A 22,261-nucleotide genomic window follows, 5' to 3' on the forward strand; every position below is an offset into this window, starting at 1 on the left:
TCCCTGCCGGACGCCCTGGGAGGCGTGGTCAGCGAAGAGAGGGGTGGGGGGCAAGAAGCTGGGAGGTTTTTTGCTGACCGCGTGACCCCCCCCCCGGGGGGGCGGGGCCCCCCCCCCCCCCCCCCCCCCCCCCCCACGGGCCTATCGTGGCAACAGCAGACAAACCGGCCTCTGGATGAGGAGGTCACCATGGTCGAAGCCCTTCTGGTGACCCTGGCGGCGGCGGGCTCCGCCGGTGTGGTGTACCTGGCGGCCGCGGTGCGGGTGGTCAAGCAGTACGAACGGGGTGTGCTGTTCCGGCTCGGCCGGGTGGCGGGGGACGTACGGCCGCCGGGCCTGAACCTGATCATCCCGTTCGTGGACCGGCTACAGAAGATCAACATGCAGATCGTGACGATGCCGATCCCGGCCCAGGAAGGCATCACCCGCGACAACGTCACCGTCCGGGTGGACGCGGTGGTGTACTTCCGGGTGGTCGACGCGACGAGCGCACTGGTGAAGGTCGAGGACTACAAGTTCGCGGTGTCGCAGATGGCGCAGACGTCCCTCAGGTCGATCATCGGGAAGAGCGACCTGGACGATCTGCTGTCCAACCGCGAGAAGCTCAACCAGGGCCTGGAGCTGATGCTCGACAGTCCGGCGGTGGGCTGGGGCATCCAGGTCGACCGGGTCGAGATCAAGGACGTGTCCCTGCCGGACACGATGAAGCGGTCGATGGCCCGCCAGGCCGAGGCGGACCGCGAGCGCCGGGCCCGGATCATCAACGCCGACGCCGAACTCCAGGCCTCGAAGAAACTCGCCGAGGCCGCCGAGCAGATGTCCGAGACACCGGCCGCGCTCCAGCTGCGGCTGCTCCAGACGGTGATGGCGGTGGCGGCCGAGAAGAACTCCACGCTGGTCCTGCCCATCCCGGTGGAGCTGCTGCACTTCCTGGAGCGGGGCAACCAGCCCTCGCTGCCGGAGAAGGACCGGGAGCCCGCCGCGCACACCGACGGCGCACCGCATCCCGGCTGACGAGCCCCCTGAGGCATCCCGACGCGGACGAAAGGAGCGCGTGTGCGGAACAAGCCGGCCAGGAAGCTTCAGGAACTGCTGCGGCTGCCACCGGGCGAGCGGATCGACCTGTCCCGGTACGACACCCGGGCCACCCCCGGCGCCCCGGACGGCAAGCAGGCGGCGCGGGCGGACGCGGACCGCATGGGCAGGCAACTGGCCCGGCTCCAGGAGCGGCTGTGGGCGGCGGCCACCGCGGGCGACCGCCGCCGGGTGCTGCTGGTGCTCCAGGGCATGGACACCAGCGGCAAGGGCGGCACGGTCAAGCATGTGATCGGCCAGCTCAACCCGTCGGGGTGCCGGATCACGGCGTTCAAGGCGCCCACCGAGGAGGAGCGGGGGCACGACTTCCTGTGGCGGGTGCGGCGGGCGCTGCCCGAGCCGGGCGAGATCGGCATCTTCGACCGCTCGCACTACGAGGACGTCCTCATCGCCCGCGTCCGGCATCTGGCCCGGCCCGCCGAGATCGGCAGCCGCTACGGCCTGATCAACGACTTCGAACGCTCCCTCGCCGAGGACGGCGTCACCCTCGTCAAGTGCTTCCTGCACATCTCCTACGACGAGCAGCGGCGCCGTCTGCTGCGCCGCCTGGACCGCCCCGACAAGCACTGGAAGTTCGACCCCGGCGACGTCGACGAACGCGCCCTGTGGCCCGACTACCAGGAGGCGTACGAGCTGGCCCTGGAGCGCTGCGCGGCGCCGTACGCGCCCTGGTACCTGGTCCCGGCGGACCGCAAGTGGTACCGCAACTGGGCCATCAGCCGGCTGCTGCTGGAACGGCTGCGGGAGCTGGACCCGCGGTATCCGGAGGCGGACTTCGATGTGACGGAGTGCCGGGAGCGGCTGCTGAAGCAGACGTGAGCGGGGCGGGCCGTACCGGCGCATGCGGACGTCGGCCTGGGCGGAGTTCTTGCGTGGGCGGATGCCGGCCGGGGCGGGGTTCCGGTGTGGGCGGACGCCGGCCGGGCCGGATTCCGGCGCAGGCGGACGGGAGCGCCTGGGCGGGCGGGCCGCCGGAGGCAGACGTGAGCCGGGGTGGTCGGGGTACCCGCCGGGCATGCACGAGCAGCGGAAGGTCACCGATTCGTACTGGCTGCGGACCGCCCCGGGGCCGTCCCACCCCGCGCTGGACGGGGATCTCGACGTGGACGTGGCCGTCATCGGCGCGGGCATCGCCGGGCTGAGCACCGCCTACGAGCTGGCCCGGGCCGGGCGGCGGGTGGCGGTGCTGGAGGCCGGCCGGGTCGCGGCCGGCGTCACCGGCTACACCACCGCCAAGCTCACCGCGCAGCACACCCTGGTCTACGACCGGCTCCGGCGCACCCGGGGAGCGGAGGGGGCGCGGCTGTACGCCCGTTCGCAGTCGGAGGCGATCGAGCACGCGGCGGCGCTGGCGGCCGAGCTGGGCATCGACTGCGAGTGGGAGACCCGGGACGCCTACACCTACGTCCGGGACCGGTCGCGGGTGGCCGAGGTGCGCGCGGAGGCGGAGGCCGCCCGGGAGGCGGGGCTGCCGGCCGTGTTCACCACGGAGACCGGGCTGCCGTTCCCGGTGGCGGGCGCGGTCCGGGTGACCGGGCAGGCGCAGTTCCACCCGATCAAGTACCTGAGGGCGATCACGGCCGATCTGCTCGCGCGCGGCGGCGAGGTGTACGAGCGGACGCGGGTCACCGGTCTGACGGAGGGCGAGCCGTGCAGGCTGACGACGGAGACGGGCGCCACGGTGACGGCCCGGGACGTCGTGGTCGCCACCCACTATCCGCTGTTCGACCGCGCCCTGCTGTTCACCCGGCTCTCCCCGCGCCGGGAACTGGTCGTCGCCGGACCGCTGGGCGACGGACCGGACCCCCACGGCATGTACATCACGCCGGAAGAGAACACCCGCTCGGTGCGCACGGCTCCGTACGGCCCGGACGGGCAGCGGCTGCTGGTCGTCACCGGTGAGCACTTCACGCCCGGCACCGGAGATCCGCAGGCGGGCTTCGAGCGGCTCGCCGGCTGGGCCGAGGTGCACTTCCCCGGGGTGAGGCTGGACCACGCCTGGGCCACCCAGGACAACGAGTCCACCGACACCGTCCCGCTGGTCGGCCCCCTCCACCCCGGTGCCCGGCACGCCTATGTCGCCACCGGCTTCGGCGGCTGGGGTCTGAGCAGCGGCATCATGGCCGGGCTGCTGCTGAGCGCGCTGATCGGCGGCCGGGACCACGCCTGGCAGGGCCTGTACGACCCGCGTCGGCTGAAGTCGGTGGTGCGCGAGGCGCCGTCGCTGCTGAAGACCCAGGCCGAGGTGGCCCGGCACTTCGTCGGCGACCGGTTGAAACCCCCGGTCCCGGTGGAGGACCTGGCGCCGGGCGACGGCGCGCTGGTCCGGTCCGGCGGCGAACGGCTCGCGGTCCACCGCGACGAGGAGGGCGCCCTGCACGCCGTGTCGGCCCGCTGCACCCACCTCGGCTGCCTGGTCTCGTTCAACCGCGCGGAACGGGCCTGGGAGTGCCCCTGCCACGGCTCGCGCTTCGCCGTGGACGGCACGGTGATCCAGGGCCCGGCGGTCAAACCGCTGGAGCGACGCGACCTGGACTGACTTGGGGGAAGTCGTCACCGCCGCGCGGGTGACGGTACCGCCGCGCCGCGGAACATATCACCATACAAACGCACATTCAGCCCTACGTTCGTACGGTGATCCCACGAGCACGTCATCTCACCGCCGTCTGCCTCCTGGGCGCGGCGCTCACCGCCTGCGGCACCGCGGGCGGTGAGCGGCCCGCCCCGGCCGCCTCCCCCGTCACCGCGCCCCCCTCGCCCGCCCGTCCGCCCGTGCTCGCGCCGGGCCCCGGCGGGCTGACCCCGGTCTTCGAGCACGGCCCGCGCACCCGGGGCAAGACCGTCGCGCTCACCTTCGACGCCGACATGACCGCCGACCAGGGGCCCCGCGCCGCCTCCGGCGAGCACTTCGACAACCCGGGCCTGATCGAGGCCCTGCGCGGGCTGAAGGTGCCGGCGACCGTCTTCATGACCGGCCGGTGGGCCGACCAGTACCCGGCCGAGGCACGCGCCCTGGGCCACGACCCGCAGTTCGAGGTGGCCAACCACTCCTGGAGCCACTACGCGTTCACCGCCGACTGCTACGGCCTGCCGACCGTCGACGCCGACCGGATGCGGGAGGACGTGCAGCGGGCGTACACCTCCCTCCGCGCGGCCGGCGTGCCGCACGCGATGCCGTACTTCCGCTTCCCCGGCGGCTGTTACGACCAGCGGGCGCTGCGCGCGCTGAGCGGGCTCGGGGTGACCGCGGTGCAGTGGGACGTGGTCAGCGGTGACGCGTTCGCCACGGACGCCGACGCGGTGGTCAAGCAGGTGCTCGACGGGGTGAAGCCGGGCTCGGTGGTCGTCATGCACTGCACCCGCAGCGCCGCCCCGACGACCGAGCGGGTCGTCCGCACGGTCGTACCGGAGCTGCGCGCACGCGGCTACCGGTTCGTGAAGGTCTCCGAGCTGATCGGCCAGAGCGGCGTACACCGCTGATCGTCCTACGCTGAGGGTATGAGCGACGAGGACTACTGCACGATCGCCGAGACGGTGAAGCCGGCCAGGGCCGACGGACCGCCGTACGCGGAGTGCGTGCTGTGCCGGGAGCCGACGGAGTACCCGGAGTCGTACAAGGGCATCACGCTGTGCCCCGTCTGCGAATGGCAGGAGGCACAGCGCACGGCCTGTTCGGGGTGAAGGACGAGTGAGCGGCGGCAGGCGAGCCGGCGCACCGCCTGCTCAGGGTGAACCGGCACACCGCCTGCTCACGGTGAGCGGCGGGAGACCAGCCGGCCGGTCGCCGCGAAGGCGGCCGCCGTGAGCAGGGCCGCGCCCGCCAGCGGCAGCAGCGGCACCGGTGCCCGACCGGTCTGCGAGCCGGTGACCAGACCGCTGACGGCCGCCTGCGCCGGGGAACCGGCCAGCACCACCGAGAGCAGCGCGCCCAGCAGCATCGCCGGCACCGCACGGCCGGTGGAACGCAGCACCGGCCGGTTGGTGAGCGCGCCGACGGCCGTACCGAGCAGGGCGCAGGCGAGGACGGCCGGCAACCCCGCGGCGGCGGCTCGCGGCCGGGGAACGTGGACCCGGTGGCCGTTGCTCGCCGGGTCGCTGATCAGCGTCACCACCGCCGTGGCCACCACCCCGAGCAGTACGGCCACGAGCAGCGCGGTGAGCAGGCAGGCGAGGTGCGCCCGGGCGGGGCCGCGGGCGGCGGCGACGCAGGCGCGGGCGGCGGGCGGCTCGCCGGTGACACAGATCCGTACCAGCCAGGCGGCCACCGGCAGCAGACCGGCGGCCGTGTAGCCGAGCGAGTCCAGCACCGGCTGGCCGCTCTGCACGCCGACGGCGAGGAACGCGACGTACAGGATCACCGGGGGCAGCCAGCGCTGGGAGCGCAGCAGCAGGTCGGCCTGGTAGCGCAGGAGCGCGGTCATGGGCGGCTTCCGGGGTCGGGGGACGGTGGCTCGGGGCACGGTGGCTCAGGGGACCGTGGACCGGCGGGCGGTTCGACGCGCACCACGTGCCAGGGCGGGCGGGCCGTGAGCAGGGTGCGCAGCAGGATGTCGGAGTGGGAGGCCGGGACGGCGAGCCGGTGGCTGCCGGGGGCGGTCTCCTCGGCGGAGACGGCGATCCGCACCGCGTCCGACGGCAGCCGCCCGCCCGGCGCTCCCCGCACGGTGACGACCGTGACCGGCCCGGTCGGCGAACTCCGGCCGTCGGTACGGCGTTCCAGACCCCCGTCGATCACCGTGTAGGTCGCGTCCGGCGCCCCGGCGAGCCGGCGCGGGTCGTGGTCCACGAACACCACGGCGCCCCCGGCGGCCGTCCGCTCGGCCACCGCCCGCTCCAGTTCGGCCCGCGCCGCCGCGTCGAGGCCGGTCCAGGCCTCGTCCAGCACCAGCAGCTCCGGGTCGCCGAGCAGGGCCTGGGCGACGGCGACCTTCTGGCTGCTGCCCTTGGACAGCCGTGCCATCGGCGTACCGGCGTACGCGCCCGCCCCGAACCGCTCCAGCCAGGTGTCCGCGGCGCGCGCGGCGCTCTTCCGGTCGAGGCCGTGGACGGTGCCGAGGTGGGTCAGATAGCCGGCGGCCGTGAAGGGCAGGGCGGACGGGAACCGCTCCGGCACGTACGCCGTGCGCGGGCGGCCGGTGATCCGGCCCTCGCTGGGCGCGTCGAGCCCGGCGAGCAACCGCAGCAAGGTGGATTTCCCGGTGCCGTTCGCCCCTTCGATCCGGGTGAGGGTGCCGGGGGCGATGACGAGGCCGACGCCTCGCAACACCCAGGGGCCGCGGATGCCGTAGCGGCGGCCTACGGCGGTCAGGCGCAGGTCACGGTGCATGGAGGTCATTCTGTGGCAGGGAATCGGGTGCAGGAGTCCGTTCCGGTACGGCGGCCACCGTCGCGGCCCCGCTCAGCGGGCCATGCCCCGGCTCAGCTCGGCCGCCCTGGCACGCACCGCCGCGGCCCAGGGTCCGCCGTCCTTCGGCGGCGCGGACACCCCGGCCGCCGAGACCTGTACGTCGGACAGGGGGCCGTCCGGGAAGGCTTCGAGCCCAGCCCAGTCGATGTCGGTCCCGGCGCGCTGGGCGAGGGCGACGACCGTGCCGACGAAGCCTTCGGAGAGGGCCAGGACGATCGTGTGGCCGGTCCGCCGGTGCCGGGCGAGCAGGGCGTGCACGAAGACCCCGAAGGCAGCCGGATCGATCTGGCACTCGTCGTTCCGCATCGGCCCGATACCGGACGGCAGCTCCAGTTCGGCCTCGAAGACCTCCACCTGCCGCAGAAAGAGCCGGGCGGCCCCGTTGGAAGGATTCCACAGCGTCTCGTCCCCGATGTCGAAGTACTGACTCATGGCACTCCCCCTCCAGCCCCTTCAGTCGATCAAGACGGGTGAGCGTAGCCAGCCGGTTCACCGGCGTCGCCGGAATTTCCCGCGCGGGCCCCTCGCCCCGCCCGCGCGTTGATCGGCCCGCCCGGGGCTTCGTAGGCTGGGCTCCCGTGAGCCACCTTCCTGCCCCCACCGCCGACAGTCCCGTCCAGCCCGCGCGCGACGCGCGCGACGAGGCGCCCCAGTTCGTCCTGCCGCTCGTGGTACGGATCGAGCGAGGCGCCCCGCCGGCCCGTACCGACGCGCTGGAGACGGCCGCCCGGGCCGTCCTGACCCTGCTCGGCGACGAGCGGGCGCACGGCGACGGCGAGTGGGCCGAGGCGGTACGCGGCTGGGAGGACGCCCGCATCCGGAAGGTGGTCCGGCGGGCCCGGGGCGCCGAGTGGCGGCGCGCCGAGGCGCTGCCCGGGATCACGGTGACCGGCGCGTCGGCGGAGGTCCGGGTCTTCCCGCCGATCCCGCTGGACGGCTGGCCGAAGGACCTGGCGAAGCTCCAGGTGTCGGGCACCGAGCTGGACGACCCCGAACCGCCCTCCCCCGCCGACCCGGCCGACCGGCCCGTGCTCTGGCTGAACCCGGACCTGGAGATGTCGGCCGGCAAGGCGATGGCCCAGGCCGGACACGGCGCCCAACTGGCCTGGTGGGCCCTGCCGCCCACCGCCCGCACCGCCTGGCGCGACGCCGGCTTCCCCCTCACCGTCCGCACGGCCACCCCGACCGACTGGCCCCGCCTCACCACCAGCGGCCTCCCCGTCGTCCGCGACGCCGGCTTCACGGAGATCGCCCCGGGCTCCTGCACGGTGGTGGCGGAACATCCGGCCCTGCGCTGACGGCGTTGCGGCCGACCGCAGCCGCGCCAGGCGACGCGGCGTGGGCCCAACCGTCTCTCCGGGGACGATCGGTCGAGGGCGGGCCGGCACAACCTCAAATGTTGCTCTGAACGCGACAGGAAGGGGTTCGAGGGTGGTCGCCGGGGCCATATCCCCGTCACTCGACGCAGCAGCACGGGCCGAGGAGGGGGAAGCACCATGCGGCGACTGGGAACCGGGATCGGATGGCGGCCGGAGATCGCGGATGCCGTGGAGCGCATGCCCGGCATCGACTGGGTGGAGGTCGTGGCGGAGAACGTCTGCCCGGGTCACCTTCCGGAGTCGCTGCTGCGGCTGCGTGAGCGCGGCGTGACGGTCGTCCCGCACGGCGTCTCCCTCGGTCTCGGCGGCGCGGACCGGCCCGACGAGGGGCGGCTGACGGCGCTCGCCGAGCGGGCCGAGGCGCTCGGCTCTCCGCTGGTCACCGAGCACATCGCCTTCGTCCGGGCGGGCGGCGCGCTCACCGCCTCCCCACGTCTGGAGGCCGGCCATCTGCTGCCCGTGCCACGCACCCGGGACGCGCTGGACGTGCTGTGCGAGAACGTCCGCATCGCCCAGGACGCGCTGCCGGTGCCGCTGGCCCTGGAGAACATCGCGGCGCTGTTCTCGTGGCCGGGCGAGGAGCTGACCGAGGGGCAGTTCCTGTCCGAGCTGGTCGAGCGGACCGGCGTACGCTTGCTGATCGACGTGGCCAACCTGCACACCAACCACGTCAACCGGGGCGAGGACCCGGCCGAGGCGCTGGCCGCGCTGCCCCTCGAGGCGATCGCCTACGTCCATGTCGCGGGCGGCTTCGAGCGCGACGGCGTCTGGCACGACAGCCATGCGCATCCCGTGCCGCGTCCGGTTCTCGACATCCTGACCGGCCTCGCCGCCCGGGTCGCACCGCCGGGCGTACTCCTGGAGCGGGACGAGAACTTCCCCGAGCCGACGGAGCTGGAGCGGGAGTTGGACGCGATCCGGGAGGCGGTGGCGGTCGGGCGCGCGGCGGAGAGCGCGGTCGGGGGTACGGCGGAGACGCCGGCCCTCGGGGGTGCGGGTGCCGGGGGTGTCGGTGTCCTGGCACGGCCGGTGGCGGGCGCGCGTGAGCGGGTCGGGATGGCGCAGGCCGCCGTGTTGTCGTCCCTGGTGGCGGGGACGCCGGTGCCCGAGGGGTTCGACCGGGTGCGGATGGGGGTACAGGCGCGGACGCTCGCGGCGAAGCGGGCGGGGGTCGTGGCGAAGGTGGCGCCCGAGCTGCCGGTGATTCTGGGGGCGGGGTACCGGGAGGCGTTCCTGGAGTACGCCCGGCAGCGGCCGATGCGTGGGGGGTACCGGCTGGACGCGCTGGACTTCGCCGGGCATCTGCTGAAGCTGGGGCGGCCGGGGAACGCGGGGGCGCGGCGCGAGCTGCGGGACTGGTGGCTGGACCGGTCGGGACCGGCACCGCGAAAGCGGGGATTCGTGGAGCGTGTCCTGCGGCACCGAGCCTGACGGCTTGCCTGCGCGTAGCGCCCCGAAGGGGCGCGGGGAACTGCGCGACCAGCCACAACGCGCCCGCAACCGCTGCCGACACCCCACCCGCCCCGCGAACGGCCGCCCCCACCCCGCGGGGAACTCCACGACCGGCCACAACGCACCCGCACCCGCCGACGAGGCCGGAGCACCCCAGTGGAACCGCGAAACGGCCCCCCACACACCCGCGCCCGGCAGCCGGTCAGGGCTCCCCAGTAATATGCCAACCCCGCACCCACCCCCAAGCACACCCCGGCGTGCGGCGCAGGAGGCACCATGCGACCGCGACCGCGACCCCCGATCAACGGCCGAGGCATATTCAGCGGCACCGGGCTCATCGTCACCGCCCTGGCGGCGACGGTCGTCGCGCTGCTCGTCCCGCTGTGGTCGTACGCCGACCGGCAGGACGACCCGGCGAGCGCGAGCTTGCTGAGCACGGGGACGGTGACGACGCCGTTCGGCCCGTTGTCCGCGCAGGACCGGGACTTCGTCACGAAGGTCCGGCTGGCGGGCCTGTGGGAGCTGCCCGCCGGCGAGCTGGCGCAGCGGAAGGGGACCACGCCCGCCGTCCGCACGGCCGGCCAGCACCTCGTCGACGGCCACACCTCCCTCGACGCGCACGTCCGGACGGTTGCCACCCAGCTCGGCATCACTGTGCCCAACGAGCCGAACGAGCAGCAGAAGCAGTGGCTCGCCACCCTGAACACGGCCGAGGGCCAGGACTTCGACCGCCAGTTCGCCGGCCTCCTCCGGCTCGCGCACGGCCGGGTGTTCTCCCTGGTCGCCCAGATCCGGGCCGGGACCCAGAACTCCCTGGTCCGCGATCTCGCCGACGACGCCAACGCGACCGTCCTGGACCACATCAAGGTCCTGGAGGCGACGGGGTACGTCGACTTCGCCGCACTGGCCAAGGATCTCGCGGCCCCGGCCTCCCCGGTGCCGACCCCGCCGGAGGTAGATCCGAGCGCCGCCGTACCCGTCGAGCCGTCACCAGGCCCTGCGTCACCGGGCCAGACGTCGCAGGGCGGGACGTCGCCCGGCGAGACCGTCTCGCTGCCGCCCGCCACCGCCAGCCCGCCGCCGGCCACGAGCAACACCTGACCCTGACTACCCCTGACCAGCCCGGAAAGCGGAACGTCACAGACCCACAACACTGCGTCCGGAACGTGGAAAGGGCATGGCGTTCGCCCAGTCCTCTGGCATACAAACACGTCATGTTCTGGGTCCTTCTCCTGCTCCTGGCCTGGGCTTTCGCCGGTACGGCCTGTACCCGGCTGTGCCTGACGGCCGTCCGCGCGGCAGCCTCGGACGCGCGTGAGGCGCCGACGGACGGGGAGCGTGATCTGACGCTGTACGAGGCGGCCTTCCTCTCCGGCGGCCCCGCGCGGGTCGCCGATGTGACCATGGTCTCCATGGCCCGCCAGCGCCGGCTCCTGCTCGCGCACACCGGCTGGGCCACGGTCGTGGACCCGCGGGGGCGCGACGAGATGGAGCGGTCCGTCATAGGGGCCATAGGGCCCGAGGGACAGTCGCGGATCGCGCCGGTACGGGCGCGGGCGGCCGGCGCGGAGGCCGTGCGCCGACTGGCCGACGGGCTGGTAACCGCGGGTCTCGCGGTGCCCGAGGGCACGGGGACGACCGTGGGGGCCGCCGTCCGCCAGGTGCGGGCCGCCGCACTGGCCGTCGCGGCACTGGGCGTGACCGCGCTGCTGCTGCCCATCCAGACCGGCACGCCCCGCCTGCTGGTGGGCCTCTGGTTCGCGCTGCCCCTCACGCTGGCCCTGAGCTGCCTGGCCATCGCCCGGTTCGAGGTGCATCCGTACTCGCGCTGGGCCTCCCCGGCCGGGCAGCGGCTGCTGAGCGCGCTGGCCGGGAAGCCGGCCGGTGACGAGCGGTCGTTCCTCACCTCCGTCGCCGTACGCGGCATCCGCGCGATCGGCGAACCGGAGCTGCGCGCGGCCTTCACCCACCGCGACCAGCCCTGGCGGGAGTGAGAACCCCCCTCCAGCGAAACCCTGACGGAAGTGAGACCCCCTCCAGCGAAACCCTGACGGAAGTGAGACCCCCTCCAGCGAAACCCTGGCGGAAGTGAGACCCCCTCCAGCGAAACCCTGGCGGAAGTGTGGACCCCCTCAGCGGAAACCGGCGGAGCTGAGGCGGCTTTCGGGGGCGCATAGGGGTCATTGACGCCGACACCCGCCGGACGGTGCTTGCCTTCCCCCACACCCGACCGAAATATCCCTTCTGTCGTCGCCGGGCCGTGGCAGCCGTGCCATCGCCGCCGCGCACCGAAGGGATACGCGATGAAAGCTGCCGCCCTCTACTCGGCCGCCGGTTCCTTGCTCCTGACCACCCTGGCCGCGGCCCCGGCGGGCGGCACGCCCGGTACCCCGGACACCCCGGGTGCCCCCGGCGCGGCCGAGCTGCGTGGCACCTCGGTGGCCGTGGCCCGTGCGCGGGCGGCCGGTATCGACTTCGGTCCGTGCTCCGCCGCCGACGTCCCGGAGGCGCCGGCGGGCGTGCGGTGCGGCACGGTGAGCGTCCCGCTGGACTACGCCCACCCGAACGGCAAGCAGATCAGACTCACCGTCAGCCGCGCCCAGGCCACCCACAAGGACCCGCGCAACAGCAAGCGGAGGGTTCCCCGGCAGGGCGCCCTGGTCTTCAACCCGGGCGGCCCCGGCGCCTCCGGCATGTACTTCCCGCTGATCGGCACGATCCCGGCGTGGAAGCGGATCGCCGCCGCCTACGACCTCGTCGGCTACGCCCCGCGCGGGGTGGGCCGGTCGGCGCCGCTGTCCTGCGAGGACCCGAAGCGCTTCTTCAAGGCGCCCACCGCGTCACCGACGCATCCGTCGCAGGCGTACAAGCGGCAGCGCGTCGCCCAGGCTCAGGCGTACGCGCGCGGCTGCGCCCAGCGGTCCGGGAGCGGGCTGCGGTTCTACAACTCGCTGAACAACGCCCGTGACCTGGACGTCCTGCGGGCCGCGCTGGGCGAGGACCGGCTGACCTTCATGGGAGCGTCGTACGGCACCTACTTCGGCGCGCTGTACGCGGCCATGTTCCCCTCGCATGTGCGGCGCATGGTGCTGGACTCGGCGGTGAACCCGGACCCGCAGAAGATCTGGTACCGCAGCAACCTGGACCAGTCGGCGGCGTTCGAGGAGCGCTGGGCGGACTTCCGTGACTGGATCGCCCGGCACGACGACGTGTACCGGCTCGGTGCCACGCCCGCGAGGGTGCAGCGCAGCTACGACACCGCGCGTGACCGGCTGGCCGGGAAGGCGGCGGACGGGAAGGTCGGCCCGGGCCAGTTGCAGAACGTCTTCCTGACGGCGGGGTACTACGACAACTTCTGGCCGAGCCGCGCGGCAGCGCTCTCGGCGTATCTGCACGGCGACCCCGAGCCGCTGGTCCGGCTGGCCACGCCGAGCCCGGAGAGCGCCGCCGAGGCGGAGAACAGCAGCGCGGTGTACACGGCCGTGGAGTGCAACGACGCGCCCTGGCCGACGGACTGGGCGGTGTGGGACCGCGACAACACGCGGCTCGCCCGGGTGGCACCCTTCGAGACCTGGGACAACGCGTGGATGAACCTGCCGTGCGCCTACTGGCCGGCGCCCCGGCAGCGGCCGCTGGACGTGCGGACCGGGCTCGGTGAGCTGCCGCCGGTGCTGATCCTGGCGGCCGAGCGGGACGCCGCCGCGCCGTACCAGGGCGCGCTGGAGATGAACCGGCGGCTGGCCGGCTCGGTGCTGGTGACCGAGCGGGACGCGGGTACGCACGGCGTCGGGGGCGGCCCGAACAGGTGCGTCAACGGGTACCTGGAGGCGTATCTGCTGGAGGGCCGCGTCCCGGCGCGGCACGCGTCGTGCGCGCCGCGCCCTGAGCCGGTCGCCTCCGGCGGTTCGGCCGACGACGAGGTCCGGCGGGACGCCCTCAAGGGGAAGGCCGACCGGCGCTAGGCGCGACTACTGGGGTAGCTGCTCAACGCTGTCAGGCCAGGTCCGCCACCAGTTCGCCGATGTCCTTGCGACGGCCCGTGAAGAACGGGACCTCCTCGCGGACGTGCATCCGGGCCTCGGAGCCGCGCAGGTGGCGCATGAGGTCGACGATGCGGTACAGCTCGTCGGCCTCGAAGGCCAGGATCCACTCGTAGTCGCCGAGGGAGAACGAGGCGACCGTGTTGGCGCGCACGTCCGGGTAGCCGCGGGCCATCTTGCCGTGGTCGGCGAGCATCCGGCGGCGGTCCTCGTCGGGCAGCAGGTACCAGTCGTAGGAGCGCACGAACGGGTAGACGCTCATGTAGTTGCGGGGCGTCTCGTCGGCGAGGAACGCCGGGATGTGCGAGCGGTTGAACTCGGCGGGGCGGTGCAGCGCCATGTTCGACCACACGGGCGTGAGCGCGCGGCCCAGCTTCGTGCGGCGGAAGAGGTTGTACGCCTCCTGGAGCTGGTCGCTGGTCTCGGCGTGCCACCAGATCATGAGGTCGGCGTCGGCGCGCAGGCCGGAGAGGTCGTAGGTGCCGCGGATCGTCACGTCCTTGGCGGCGAGCTGGTCGAACAGCTCCTGGACCTCGTCGGCGTATCCCGCGCGGTCCTCGGGGAGGACGTCCTTCAGCTTGAAGACGGACCAGAGGGTGTAGCGGATGACCTCGTTGAGGTCCTTGGCCAGCTTGCCCTTGTTCGGGATCCTGCCGGACTCGGTGGTGGGGGCGTCGTCACTCATGGTCCCTATTCTCCCGCTCCGCCGTGCAGGCTCTGCACCGGGTTGGCTTGCAGTTCCCGGACCCCGGTGAGGTCGCCGCCGAGCTGGTCCACGGCCGCGTACGCGCTCGCGATGCAGGCCGGGATGCCGACGCCGTCGTACTGCGCGCCGCACACCGCGAGCCCCGGGAGCTTGCCGATCTGCTCCCGGACGCGGGCCACGCGCGCGTGGTGCCCGACCGGGTACTGCGGCAGGCCGTCGGTCCAGCGGGTGACGCGGGTCCGGAGGGGTACGGCGGCCAGGCCGGTGGCCTCCCGCAGGTCCTGCCGGGAGACCTCCACCAGGTCGGCGTCGTCCCGGCCGAGGACCTCCGTCTCGCCGTAGCGGCCGACGGACGTGCGCAGCACGACGACGTCCGGGTCCTCCTCGGCGATCCAGCCCCACTTCTGGGAGGCGAAGGTGGAGGCCTTGATGGTGCGGCCGTCGACGGGCGGCACCAGGAAGCCGCTGCCCTCGGGCAGGCTCAGGTCCGCGCGCCGGTAGGCGAGGGTGATCAGGGCCATCGAGGCGTACTCGACGGCGGCCAGCTCGGCGGCGGCGCCCGGGGACTCGGCGCGCAGCAGCCCGGCGGCGGCCGGGGCGGGTACGGCGACGATCACGGCGTCGGCGTGCAGCCGGCGCTCCCCGGCGGTGATCCGCCAGCCGCCGGCCGCCTCCCGGCGCAGTTCCCGCGCGGGCGTGCCGGTCAGGATCTCGCCGCCCCGCGCGCGCACCGAGTCGGCGACGGCGAGCGGCAGCCGCCCGACCCCACCGGCGATGCCCATGAAGACCGGCCCGGTCTGCTGCTGTGCGGCGGCCTTGGCCTGGATCTCCCGGACGCCCTCCGTGAGGGAGGCGTGGGTGCGGGCGGCCTGGAAGAGCTGCGGGACGGCCGAACGCATCGAGATGCGGTAGGCGTCGCCCGCGTACACCCCGCCGAGCAGGGGTTCGACGAGCCGGTCGACGACCTCGCGGCCGAGCCGGGCCGCCACGTACTCCCCCACGGCCACGTCGTCGCCGATCTCGGTGCGGGGCAGGTCGGCGTCGCGTGCGATGCGGGCCAGGCCCTCGTCCGAGAGGACGCCGGAGAGGGCGGCGGCGGTGCCGGGCACGCCCATCACATGGCCCTTGGGCATGGGCCGCAGGGCGCCCCGGGTCCAGATCGAGGCGGTCGCGGTGGCGGGCGGCTGGAGCAGCTCGCCCAGTCCGGCCTCGCGGGCGAGGGCCACCGCCTCGGGGCGACGGGCGAGCATGGACTCGGCGCCCAGGTCGACCCGCACGCCGGCGATCTCACCGGGCAGCAGCTTGCCGCCGACCCGGTCGCCGGCCTCCAGCACGGTCACCCGCGCTCCGCGCCCCAGCAGCCGGTGCGCGGCGGCCAGCCCGGCGATGCCGGCCCCGATGACGACGACGTGCCCCGGGCTCCCACCCGGCGCGCTCCTACCCGTTGCGCTCATGTCCTCCACTCTCTCAGACCCCACTGACACTCCCGCCGGGAGGCGGTGTCCGGGACGAGTCCGGACCGTGACCGCATCGGAACCGGCGCCGCCAAACGTTCCCGCCGGCCCCGCCGTCGAAGGACCGTCACAGCACACAGCCCTCGGGGGGTACCGCCCATGCGCACACCACACACCGCACGTCGCCGCCGGGCCCTGGCCGGTGTCCTGCTCGCCGCTTCTCTCGCGCTCGCCGGGTGCGGCGGCGCCGACGACATGGGCGGCTCCTCGAAGGCCGCCTCGGACAGCAAGGCCGACGCGGCCGGCGCCCCCGGCGGCACGGCGGAGAACGGCAAGGCGGGCGACGGCACGGCCGCGCGCGGGACGCCGACGCTCACCACGAACGCGATCATCCGCACCGCGTCCCTCACCGTCGAGGTCAAGGACGTGCCCAGGGCCCTGGACGCGGCCCGGACGACCGCCGAGGGCGCGGGCGGTTACGTCGGCAACGAGACGACGAGCCGGGACACCGACGGGCACGAGCACACCCGGGTCGTGCTGCGCGTGCCCACCGAGAAGTACGACGAGGTCCTCGCCGGCCTCCAGGGCACGGGCCGGGTCGTCGACCGCACGGCCAAGGCGGTCGACGTCACCGACCAGGTCGTGGACGTGGACAGCCGGGTGAAGTCGCAGCGGGCCAGCGTGGCCCGGATCCGCGCGCTGATGGACAAGGCCACCAAGCTGAGCGACGTCGTCGCCCTGGAGGGCGAGCTGAGCAGCCGTCAGGCCGACCTGGAGGCGCTGCTGGCCCGGCAGGCGTCCCTGAAGGACCGGACGAGCCTGGCCACCATCACGCTGTCGCTGTCGGAGACCCCGGTGCGGCAGGCGGACGACTCGCCGGGCTTCACGGACGCGCTGGCGGGCGGCTGGCACGTGTTCGTCGACGTGCTGCGCTGGATCGCGCTGGCGCTCGGTGCGGTCCTGCCGTTCGTGGCCCTCGCCGCGGTCCTGGCGCTGCTGTGGCTGCGGGTCGTACGGCCCCGGCTGCCGCGCCGCGCGGAGCGGGCGCCCGCGATGACCGCGCTCGGCCCGCTGCCGTCCGCCCGCCCGGCACCGGACTCCGCCGGGACGGCCGAGGCGGAAGACCGGGACTGAGCCGAGGAGGTCCGCCGGGACGGAAAGAACCGCGCCCCATAGCGTGTTCCCATGACCATGAGCATGAGCGGTGGACGGGGCAGCGGCGGCAGGGAACGGCTGGTCGTGATCGGCGGCGACGCCGCGGGCATGTCCGCGGCCTCGCAGGCGCGGCGGCTGAAGGGCCCCGGGGAGCTGGAGATCATGGCCTTCGAGCGCGGCCACTTCACCTCCTTCTCGGCGTGCGGCATCCCGTACTGGGTGGGCGGCGAGGTCCCCGAGCGGGAGCAGCTCATCGCCCGGACGCCCGAGGAGCACCGGGCGCGCGGGATCGATCTGCGGCTGCGCACGGAGGTCACGGAGATCGACGTGCCGGGACAGCGGGTACGCGCGCGTGACGTCGATTCCGGCACCGAGTCCTGGACGCCGTACGACCGGCTCGTCATCGCCACCGGCGCCCGCCCGGTCCGCCCGGACCTGCCGGGCGTGGACGCCCCTGGCGTGCACGGCGTGCAGACCCTGGACGACGGGCAGGCCCTGCTGGACACGCTGGCACGCACGCGTGGCCGCAGGGCCGTCGTCGTCGGGGCGGGCTACATCGGCGTCGAGATGGCCGAGGCGCTGATCAACCGGGGCTTCGAGGTGACGGTCGTCAACCGCGGCAAGGAGCCCATGTCGACGCTCGACCCCGACATGGGCCGGATGGTGCACCAGGCCATGGGCGGCCTCGGCATCACCATGGTGAACGACGCCGAGGTCACCAAGATCCTCACCGGGGACGACGGCCGGGTGCGCGCGGTGGCCACGGAGCACGCCGAGTACCCGGCGGACCTCGTGATCCTGGGCATCGGCGTCCGCCCGGAGACCACTCTCGCCCGGACGGCCGGCCTCCCGCTCGGCGCCCACGGCGGCCTGCTCACCGACCTCGCGATGCGGGTGCGCGGGCACGAGAACATCTGGGCGGGCGGCGACTGCGTGGAGGTGCTGAACCTGGTCTCCGGACAGGAGCAGTACGTCCCGCTCGGCACCCACGCCAACAAGCACGGCCAGGTCATCGGCACCAACGTCGGCGGCGGCTACGCCACCTTCCCCGGCGTCGTCGGTACGGCGGTCAGCAAGGTCTGCGACCTGGAGATCGCCCGCACCGGCCTGCGCGAGAAGGACGCCCGCCGGGTGGGCCTCCGCTTCGAGACGGTCACCATCGAGTCGACCAGCCGCGCCGGCTACTACCCCGGTGCCGCCCCCATGACGGTCAAGATGCTCGCCGAGTCCCGCACGGGCCGGTTGCTGGGCGTGCAGATCGTCGGCAGGGAGGGGGCGGCGAAGCGGGTCGACATCGCGGCGGTGGCGCTGACCGCGCAGATGACGGTGGAACAGATGACGGCCCTGGACCTGGGCTACGCCCCGCCGTTCTCACCGGTGTGGGACCCGGTCCTGGTGGCGGCGAGAAAGGCCGTCTCGAAGGTACGGGCCGCCTAAGCCGTCCCGCTGATCCGAGGCAGAGCCGAGACCGCCGCCGGCTGCTCCCCGGAGGGCTTCGCGTGGGACGCCGGCGGCCGAGTGGACCGCAGCCGGTAACTCACCGCCTCGTCCAGCGTCACGGGCCGCTGCATCTGCGAGGCCAGCCGGCCCGCCTCCTGGCCGAGCCGCGCGACGTCCTCCCAGGGGAGCCGTACGACCAGAGAGATCTCCGCCTCACCGTCGGGCAGAGCATGCATCGCCGAAACCTGCGGAGCGTTCGTCATCGCCTGTTCCTCACGTCGGTTGAGAAGAGATACGCACACGCACCCGGTGGTGTTCACCGATTCGTACGCCCGATCGCGGGCACTACTCCTGTGTGGTCATCCCCGTCCATGACGTGAACCCGGTGCGCCGCACCCCCTGGGTGACGTACGCCCTCATCGCCGCCAATGTGCTGGTGTTCGTCACCACCCCCGGCATAGCCGGTTCCGTGGCCGGCAGCAGCGAGCTGGCGCAGCTGTGCCACCTCCAGGCCTTCATGGACCATTACGCGGCGGTCCCCCGGGAGTTGATCCACCATCAGATACCCCGGATCGTCCCCACCGGGGACGTCGGTGTGGGCCCCGGCGGCCCGGGCTGCGTCGTCGGGCCGCCCGGTTACGACAAGTCCCCGCCGCTGTCGGTCTTCACGGCGATGTTCCTGCACGGCGGCTGGCTGCACCTGCTGGGCAACATGCTCTTCCTGCTGATCTTCGGCAACAACGTCGAGGACCGGATGGGCCACATCCGCTACTTCCTCTTCTACGTCGTCTGCGGCTACGCGGCCGGCTACGGCTTCGCGCTCCTCAACGACACCTCCTCGGACCCCCTGATCGGCGCGTCCGGCGCGATCGCCGGGGTCCTCGGCGCCTATCTGGTCCTGTATCCGAGGGCCAGGGTGTGGGTTCTGGTGCCGTTCCTGGTCTTCCTGCCGCTCAGGCTGCCCGCCTGGCTGGTGCTGGGCTTCTGGTTCGGGCTCCAGGCGGTGTACTCGTCCGGGCACGGGGTGTCCGGCGCCGGCACGGTGGCGTACGCGGCGCACGTGGTCGGCTTCGTGGCGGGCATGCTGCTGGCCTGGCCGCTCAAGCCCGGCACGCCGCCCCCGCCGGAGCCGCCCGGCCTGCTGTTCGGCAGGCGGGCGCGGCCCCACTACTCCTGGTGAGCCGGCGGACGACTCAGTGCGCGGTCGCGGTGTGGACGTACTCCACGAGCCGGGTCAGCGCGTCCGGGTCGGTGCTCGGCATGACGCCGTGGCCGAGGTTGAAGACGTGCCCCTCCAGGCCGGCGGCGGCGTCGAGCACCTCGCGGGCCTTGGCGGCGACGGTGTCCTTGTCGGTGAACAGCACGGTCGGGTCCAGGTTGCCCTGGAGCGCCTTGCCGGGGCCGACGCGGCGGGCGGCCTCGTCCAGCGGGACGCGCCAGTCGACGCCGACGACGTCCGCGCCGGCCTCGCCCATGAGCTTCAGCAGCTCACCGGTGCCGACGCCGAAGTGGATGCGCGGCACGCCGTACCCGGCGACCGCGTCGAAGACCTTCGCGGAGGCCGGCATGACCGACTTCCGGTAGTCGGCCGGGGCAAGGGCGCCGGCCCAGGAGTCGAAGAGCTGGACGGCGCTCGCGCCGGCCTCGATCTGCACCTTCAGGAAGGCGGCCGTGATGTCGGCGAGCCGGTCCAGCAGGTCGGCCCACAGCTCGGGGGCGCCGTACATCATCGCCTTGGCGTTCTCGTACGTGCGCGAGGGACCGCCCTCGACCAGGTAGCTCGCGAGGGTGAAAGGCGCGCCCGCGAATCCGATCAGCGGGGTGGCGCCCAGCTCGCGGGTGAGCAGGCCGACGGCCTCGGTGACGTAGGGGACGTCCTCGGGGGTGAGGTCGCGCAGCCGGGCCAGGTCGGCGCGGGTGCGGATCGGCTGCTCGACGACCGGGCCGACGCCGGGCTTGATGTCGAGGCCCAGGCCGATGGCCTTCAGCGGGACGACGATGTCGCTGTAGAAGATCGCCGCGTCCACGTCGTGCCGGCGCACCGGCTGGAGGGTGATCTCGGTGACCAGCTCGGGCCGCATGCAGGACTCCAGCATGGGGATGCCCTCGCGCACCTTGCGGTACTCCGGCAGGGAGCGGCCGGCCTGGCGCATGAACCACACCGGGGTGTGCGGCACGGGTTCGCGCCTGCACGCCTTGAGGAAGGCGCTGTCGTACGTCGCTGTCGGCTGCGGGGTGTCATTGGCGGTCACGAGGCAAGTTTCGCATGCCGTCGGACACGGACCTGGCCGGTGTCCCGCCGGCCGGGCGCAGCCGCGTCGGCCGCAGGGGGTGTCTTGCCCTGCACGACGCCCCGGTTCCCCTTACTCTTCCCCGCATGGCTGCGGCTCACGGACGAATGTCGGACAGCGCTGACGGAACGGACGACGTGAAGGACACCGAGGAGGCGGACGGGCACCCCGGTGCTTCGGGTCCGCCGGCTTTCCGCACCGCGGTCGAGGCCCTGCGCGGCAGCCGGCTGCGGCCGCAGGTCGAGGTGGAGCCGACGCCCGCCCCGCAGCGGCTCGCCCCCTACGCGTACGCGCTGGAGGCGGTGGTGGTCGACGGCGAGCAGGAGCTGGCCGACGGGCGGCTGGTGCTGCTGCACGACCCGGCCGGGCACGACGCCTGGCGGGGCACGTTCCGGCTGGTGACGCTGGTGCGCGCGGAGCTGGAGCCGGAGATGGCGGCCGATCCGCTGCTGCCGGAGGTGTGCTGGTCGTGGCTGACCGGGGCGCTGGCGGCGCGCGGGCTGGGCTACGGCGAGCCGAGCGGCACGATCACGCGTGCCAGCTCGCACTACTTCGGCGGGCTGGCCGAGCGGCCGGCCGCCTCGCAGATCGAGATCCGGGCGTCCTGGACGCCCCGCGAGGGCCTGGGCGGAGTGCCGGACACGGCCGCCCACCTGGCGTCCTGGTGCGATCTGCTGGCGCAGGTCGCGGGCCTGCCGCCGGCCGGGCCGGGCGACGCGTCGGTGGTGACCCTGCCGCAGCGCCGGGGTCCGCAGTCCCGGTGACCGGTCGCCGGTAGACCCCTCCGAGACTCCTCGTTGACCGTCTCTTTGTCGATACGGCCATTTTCCGTACTCGAATCGCACCCGCTCGAACCGACTCGATCTTCGGATGATCGATCGCGTGTCCGAATTGCACAGATTGTTACTCACTAGATCGTGATCATTCTCTAAAGGCGGACGAGTTTGCTGCCGAAGACGACTGTGACCTTGAAAGCACGGTTCGTCCCGGCTTCATCCCCACAAGCCGGCCCCGTCCCCCACCCAGGAGGCCTGGTGTCCGTTCTCCTTGAGCAACCCGCAAGCCTGGTCGCCTACCGCCCGAACAAGCCGACCGCCATGGTGGTCGTGGCCGACCCGCGCGTCCGCTCCACCGTCACCCGCCATCTGTGGGCGCTCGGCGTACGCGATGTCATCGAAGCCTCGTCCATCGCGGAGGCTCGTCCCCGCATCGGCAACCCGCGCGACATCTGCGTCGCCGACGTCCACCTCCCCGACGGCTCCGGCCTCACCCTGCTGTCCGAGACCCGTGCCGCGGGCTGGCCCAACGGACTCGCCCTGTCCGCCGCCGACGACATCGGCGCGGTCCGCAACGCGCTGGCCGGCGGGGTCAAGGGCTACGTCGTCACCGGCACCCGCACCAACATCGGGCTCCCCGCCCGGCCCGGCGCCGCTCCCCTCGGCGCCGCCCGTATGCACCGCCGCCCCCCGGGTGCCCCGAGCCACCCGGGCGGTTACCGGGAGCTGTCGGGACGTGAGGTCGAGGTGCTGCGGCTGGTCGCGGAGGGCCAGTCGAACAAGGCGATCGGCGTCTCCATGGGCCTGTCCGCCCTGACCGTGAAGAGCCACCTCGCCCGTATCGCCCGCAAGCTGGGCACGGGCGACCGGGCCGGCATGGTGGCCGTGGCCCTGCGCACCGGAATCATCCACTGAGCCCACCGGACGCCCCCTTCGGCGGATCCGGTGTTCACTCATGTGAACCAGCCCTTGCCCGAGCTGACTGGTTTACGCCCCTCCCGGGGCCGGTGGAGGAAAATTCCTTTGGACGGAGGGGGCCACCCAACAAGAACCCCCCCAAGAAAGC

Annotated in this window: 22 protein-coding genes; 15 read left to right on the plus strand and 7 right to left on the minus strand. The window is 73.5% G+C overall.

The window, feature by feature from the left end; translation table 11 throughout:
• Positions 1-189 precede the first annotated feature (189 nt).
• The 5 genes from ACZ4WH_RS42005 (at position 190) to ACZ4WH_RS42025 (ending at position 4,776) form a co-directional block, all read left to right on the plus strand.
• Positions 190-1,014, plus strand: a complete 825-nt coding sequence (locus tag ACZ4WH_RS42005) for a slipin family protein (RefSeq protein ID WP_468191002.1) — start codon at positions 190-192, stop codon at positions 1,012-1,014.
• A gap of 42 nt (positions 1,015-1,056) precedes the next feature.
• Positions 1,057-1,914: a PPK2 family polyphosphate kinase gene (locus ACZ4WH_RS42010; protein WP_468191005.1), complete on the plus strand. Its 858-nt coding sequence runs from the start codon at positions 1,057-1,059 to the stop codon at positions 1,912-1,914.
• A gap of 196 nt (positions 1,915-2,110) precedes the next feature.
• Positions 2,111-3,634, plus strand: coding sequence for an FAD-dependent oxidoreductase (locus tag ACZ4WH_RS42015; protein WP_468191007.1), 1,524 nt, complete (start codon positions 2,111-2,113; stop codon positions 3,632-3,634).
• 95 nt (positions 3,635-3,729) lie between these two features.
• Complete coding sequence (locus tag ACZ4WH_RS42020) at positions 3,730-4,575, plus strand: polysaccharide deacetylase family protein (protein ID WP_468191010.1); 846 nt, start codon at positions 3,730-3,732, stop codon at positions 4,573-4,575.
• Between the two features lie 18 nt (positions 4,576-4,593).
• The gene (locus tag ACZ4WH_RS42025; RefSeq protein WP_468191012.1) at positions 4,594-4,776 is read left to right on the plus strand and encodes a hypothetical protein; all 183 of its coding nucleotides are present in this window, start codon (positions 4,594-4,596) and stop codon (positions 4,774-4,776) included.
• Positions 4,777-4,844: 68 nt separating this feature from the next.
• Here the strand turns inward: ACZ4WH_RS42025 and ACZ4WH_RS42030 are convergent, their stop codons facing one another.
• From ACZ4WH_RS42030 to ACZ4WH_RS42040, 3 genes are all read right to left on the minus strand, one after another.
• On the minus strand, positions 4,845-5,516 hold the full coding sequence (locus tag ACZ4WH_RS42030; RefSeq protein ID WP_468191015.1) for an ABC transporter: 672 nt from the start codon (positions 5,514-5,516) through the stop codon (positions 4,845-4,847).
• Positions 5,513-6,421, minus strand: a complete 909-nt coding sequence (locus tag ACZ4WH_RS42035; RefSeq protein ID WP_468191017.1) for an ABC transporter ATP-binding protein — start codon at positions 6,419-6,421, stop codon at positions 5,513-5,515. Before ACZ4WH_RS42035 ends, ACZ4WH_RS42030 begins: the two co-directional genes overlap by 4 nt.
• A gap of 72 nt (positions 6,422-6,493) precedes the next feature.
• On the minus strand, positions 6,494-6,934 hold the full coding sequence (locus ACZ4WH_RS42040) for a DUF6086 family protein (protein WP_468191020.1): 441 nt from the start codon (positions 6,932-6,934) through the stop codon (positions 6,494-6,496).
• A gap of 146 nt (positions 6,935-7,080) precedes the next feature.
• Between ACZ4WH_RS42040 and ACZ4WH_RS42045 the strand changes: the two genes are divergently transcribed.
• The 5 genes from ACZ4WH_RS42045 to ACZ4WH_RS42065 all read left to right on the plus strand — a co-directional run bounded on the left by ACZ4WH_RS42045 (position 7,081) and on the right by ACZ4WH_RS42065 (position 13,295).
• Positions 7,081-7,800: a peptidyl-tRNA hydrolase gene (locus ACZ4WH_RS42045; RefSeq protein WP_468191023.1), complete on the plus strand. Its 720-nt coding sequence runs from the start codon at positions 7,081-7,083 to the stop codon at positions 7,798-7,800.
• Between the two features lie 198 nt (positions 7,801-7,998).
• Complete coding sequence (locus ACZ4WH_RS42050) at positions 7,999-9,312, plus strand: MbnB/TglH/ChrH family RiPP precursor modification enzyme (protein ID WP_468191026.1); 1,314 nt, start codon at positions 7,999-8,001, stop codon at positions 9,310-9,312.
• Positions 9,313-9,609: 297 nt separating this feature from the next.
• Entirely contained in the window at positions 9,610-10,434 is an 825-nt protein-coding gene (locus ACZ4WH_RS42055) for a DUF4142 domain-containing protein (RefSeq protein ID WP_468191028.1), read from the plus strand.
• A gap of 113 nt (positions 10,435-10,547) precedes the next feature.
• Positions 10,548-11,327: a TIGR04222 domain-containing membrane protein gene (locus ACZ4WH_RS42060; protein ID WP_468191031.1), complete on the plus strand. Its 780-nt coding sequence runs from the start codon at positions 10,548-10,550 to the stop codon at positions 11,325-11,327.
• Between the two features lie 309 nt (positions 11,328-11,636).
• Positions 11,637-13,295: an alpha/beta hydrolase gene (locus tag ACZ4WH_RS42065; protein WP_468191034.1), complete on the plus strand. Its 1,659-nt coding sequence runs from the start codon at positions 11,637-11,639 to the stop codon at positions 13,293-13,295.
• Between the two features lie 31 nt (positions 13,296-13,326).
• Here the strand turns inward: ACZ4WH_RS42065 and hemQ are convergent, their stop codons facing one another.
• Positions 13,327-14,058: a hydrogen peroxide-dependent heme synthase gene (gene hemQ / locus ACZ4WH_RS42070; protein WP_468191037.1), complete on the minus strand. Its 732-nt coding sequence runs from the start codon at positions 14,056-14,058 to the stop codon at positions 13,327-13,329.
• A 5-nt stretch (positions 14,059-14,063) separates the two neighbouring features.
• Positions 14,064-15,533, minus strand: coding sequence for a protoporphyrinogen oxidase (hemG, locus tag ACZ4WH_RS42075; RefSeq protein ID WP_468191040.1), 1,470 nt, complete (start codon positions 15,531-15,533; stop codon positions 14,064-14,066).
• A gap of 159 nt (positions 15,534-15,692) precedes the next feature.
• Between hemG and ACZ4WH_RS42080 the strand changes: the two genes are divergently transcribed.
• Both ACZ4WH_RS42080 and ACZ4WH_RS42085 read left to right on the plus strand, forming a co-directional pair.
• Positions 15,693-16,667 (plus strand): DUF4349 domain-containing protein, encoded by a 975-nt coding sequence (locus tag ACZ4WH_RS42080; RefSeq protein WP_468191043.1) that lies wholly within the window; start codon positions 15,693-15,695, stop codon positions 16,665-16,667.
• Between the two features lie 57 nt (positions 16,668-16,724).
• A complete protein-coding gene (locus ACZ4WH_RS42085; protein WP_468191059.1) occupies positions 16,725-18,125 on the plus strand; it encodes an FAD-dependent oxidoreductase in 1,401 nt (466 codons plus the stop codon).
• Here the strand turns inward: ACZ4WH_RS42085 and ACZ4WH_RS42090 are convergent.
• Complete coding sequence (locus ACZ4WH_RS42090; RefSeq protein WP_356341509.1) at positions 18,122-18,391, minus strand: hypothetical protein; 270 nt, start codon at positions 18,389-18,391, stop codon at positions 18,122-18,124. The genes ACZ4WH_RS42085 and ACZ4WH_RS42090 overlap by 4 nt on opposite strands.
• Before the next feature lie 92 nt (positions 18,392-18,483).
• Between ACZ4WH_RS42090 and ACZ4WH_RS42095 the strand changes: the two genes are divergently transcribed.
• A complete protein-coding gene (locus ACZ4WH_RS42095) occupies positions 18,484-19,308 on the plus strand; it encodes a rhomboid family intramembrane serine protease (RefSeq protein ID WP_468191048.1) in 825 nt (274 codons plus the stop codon).
• A 13-nt stretch (positions 19,309-19,321) separates the two neighbouring features.
• Here the strand turns inward: ACZ4WH_RS42095 and hemE are convergent, their stop codons facing one another.
• Positions 19,322-20,380, minus strand: a complete 1,059-nt coding sequence (gene hemE / locus ACZ4WH_RS42100; RefSeq protein ID WP_468191051.1) for a uroporphyrinogen decarboxylase — start codon at positions 20,378-20,380, stop codon at positions 19,322-19,324.
• Between the two features lie 125 nt (positions 20,381-20,505).
• Between hemE and ACZ4WH_RS42105 the strand changes: the two genes are divergently transcribed.
• Complete coding sequence (locus ACZ4WH_RS42105; RefSeq protein ID WP_468191054.1) at positions 20,506-21,183, plus strand: DUF3000 domain-containing protein; 678 nt, start codon at positions 20,506-20,508, stop codon at positions 21,181-21,183.
• Between the two features lie 270 nt (positions 21,184-21,453).
• A complete protein-coding gene (locus ACZ4WH_RS42110; protein WP_069778144.1) occupies positions 21,454-22,110 on the plus strand; it encodes a response regulator transcription factor in 657 nt (218 codons plus the stop codon).
• Positions 22,111-22,261 lie beyond the last annotated feature (151 nt).

Source organism: Streptomyces sp. NPDC029138, from assembly GCF_055564375.1.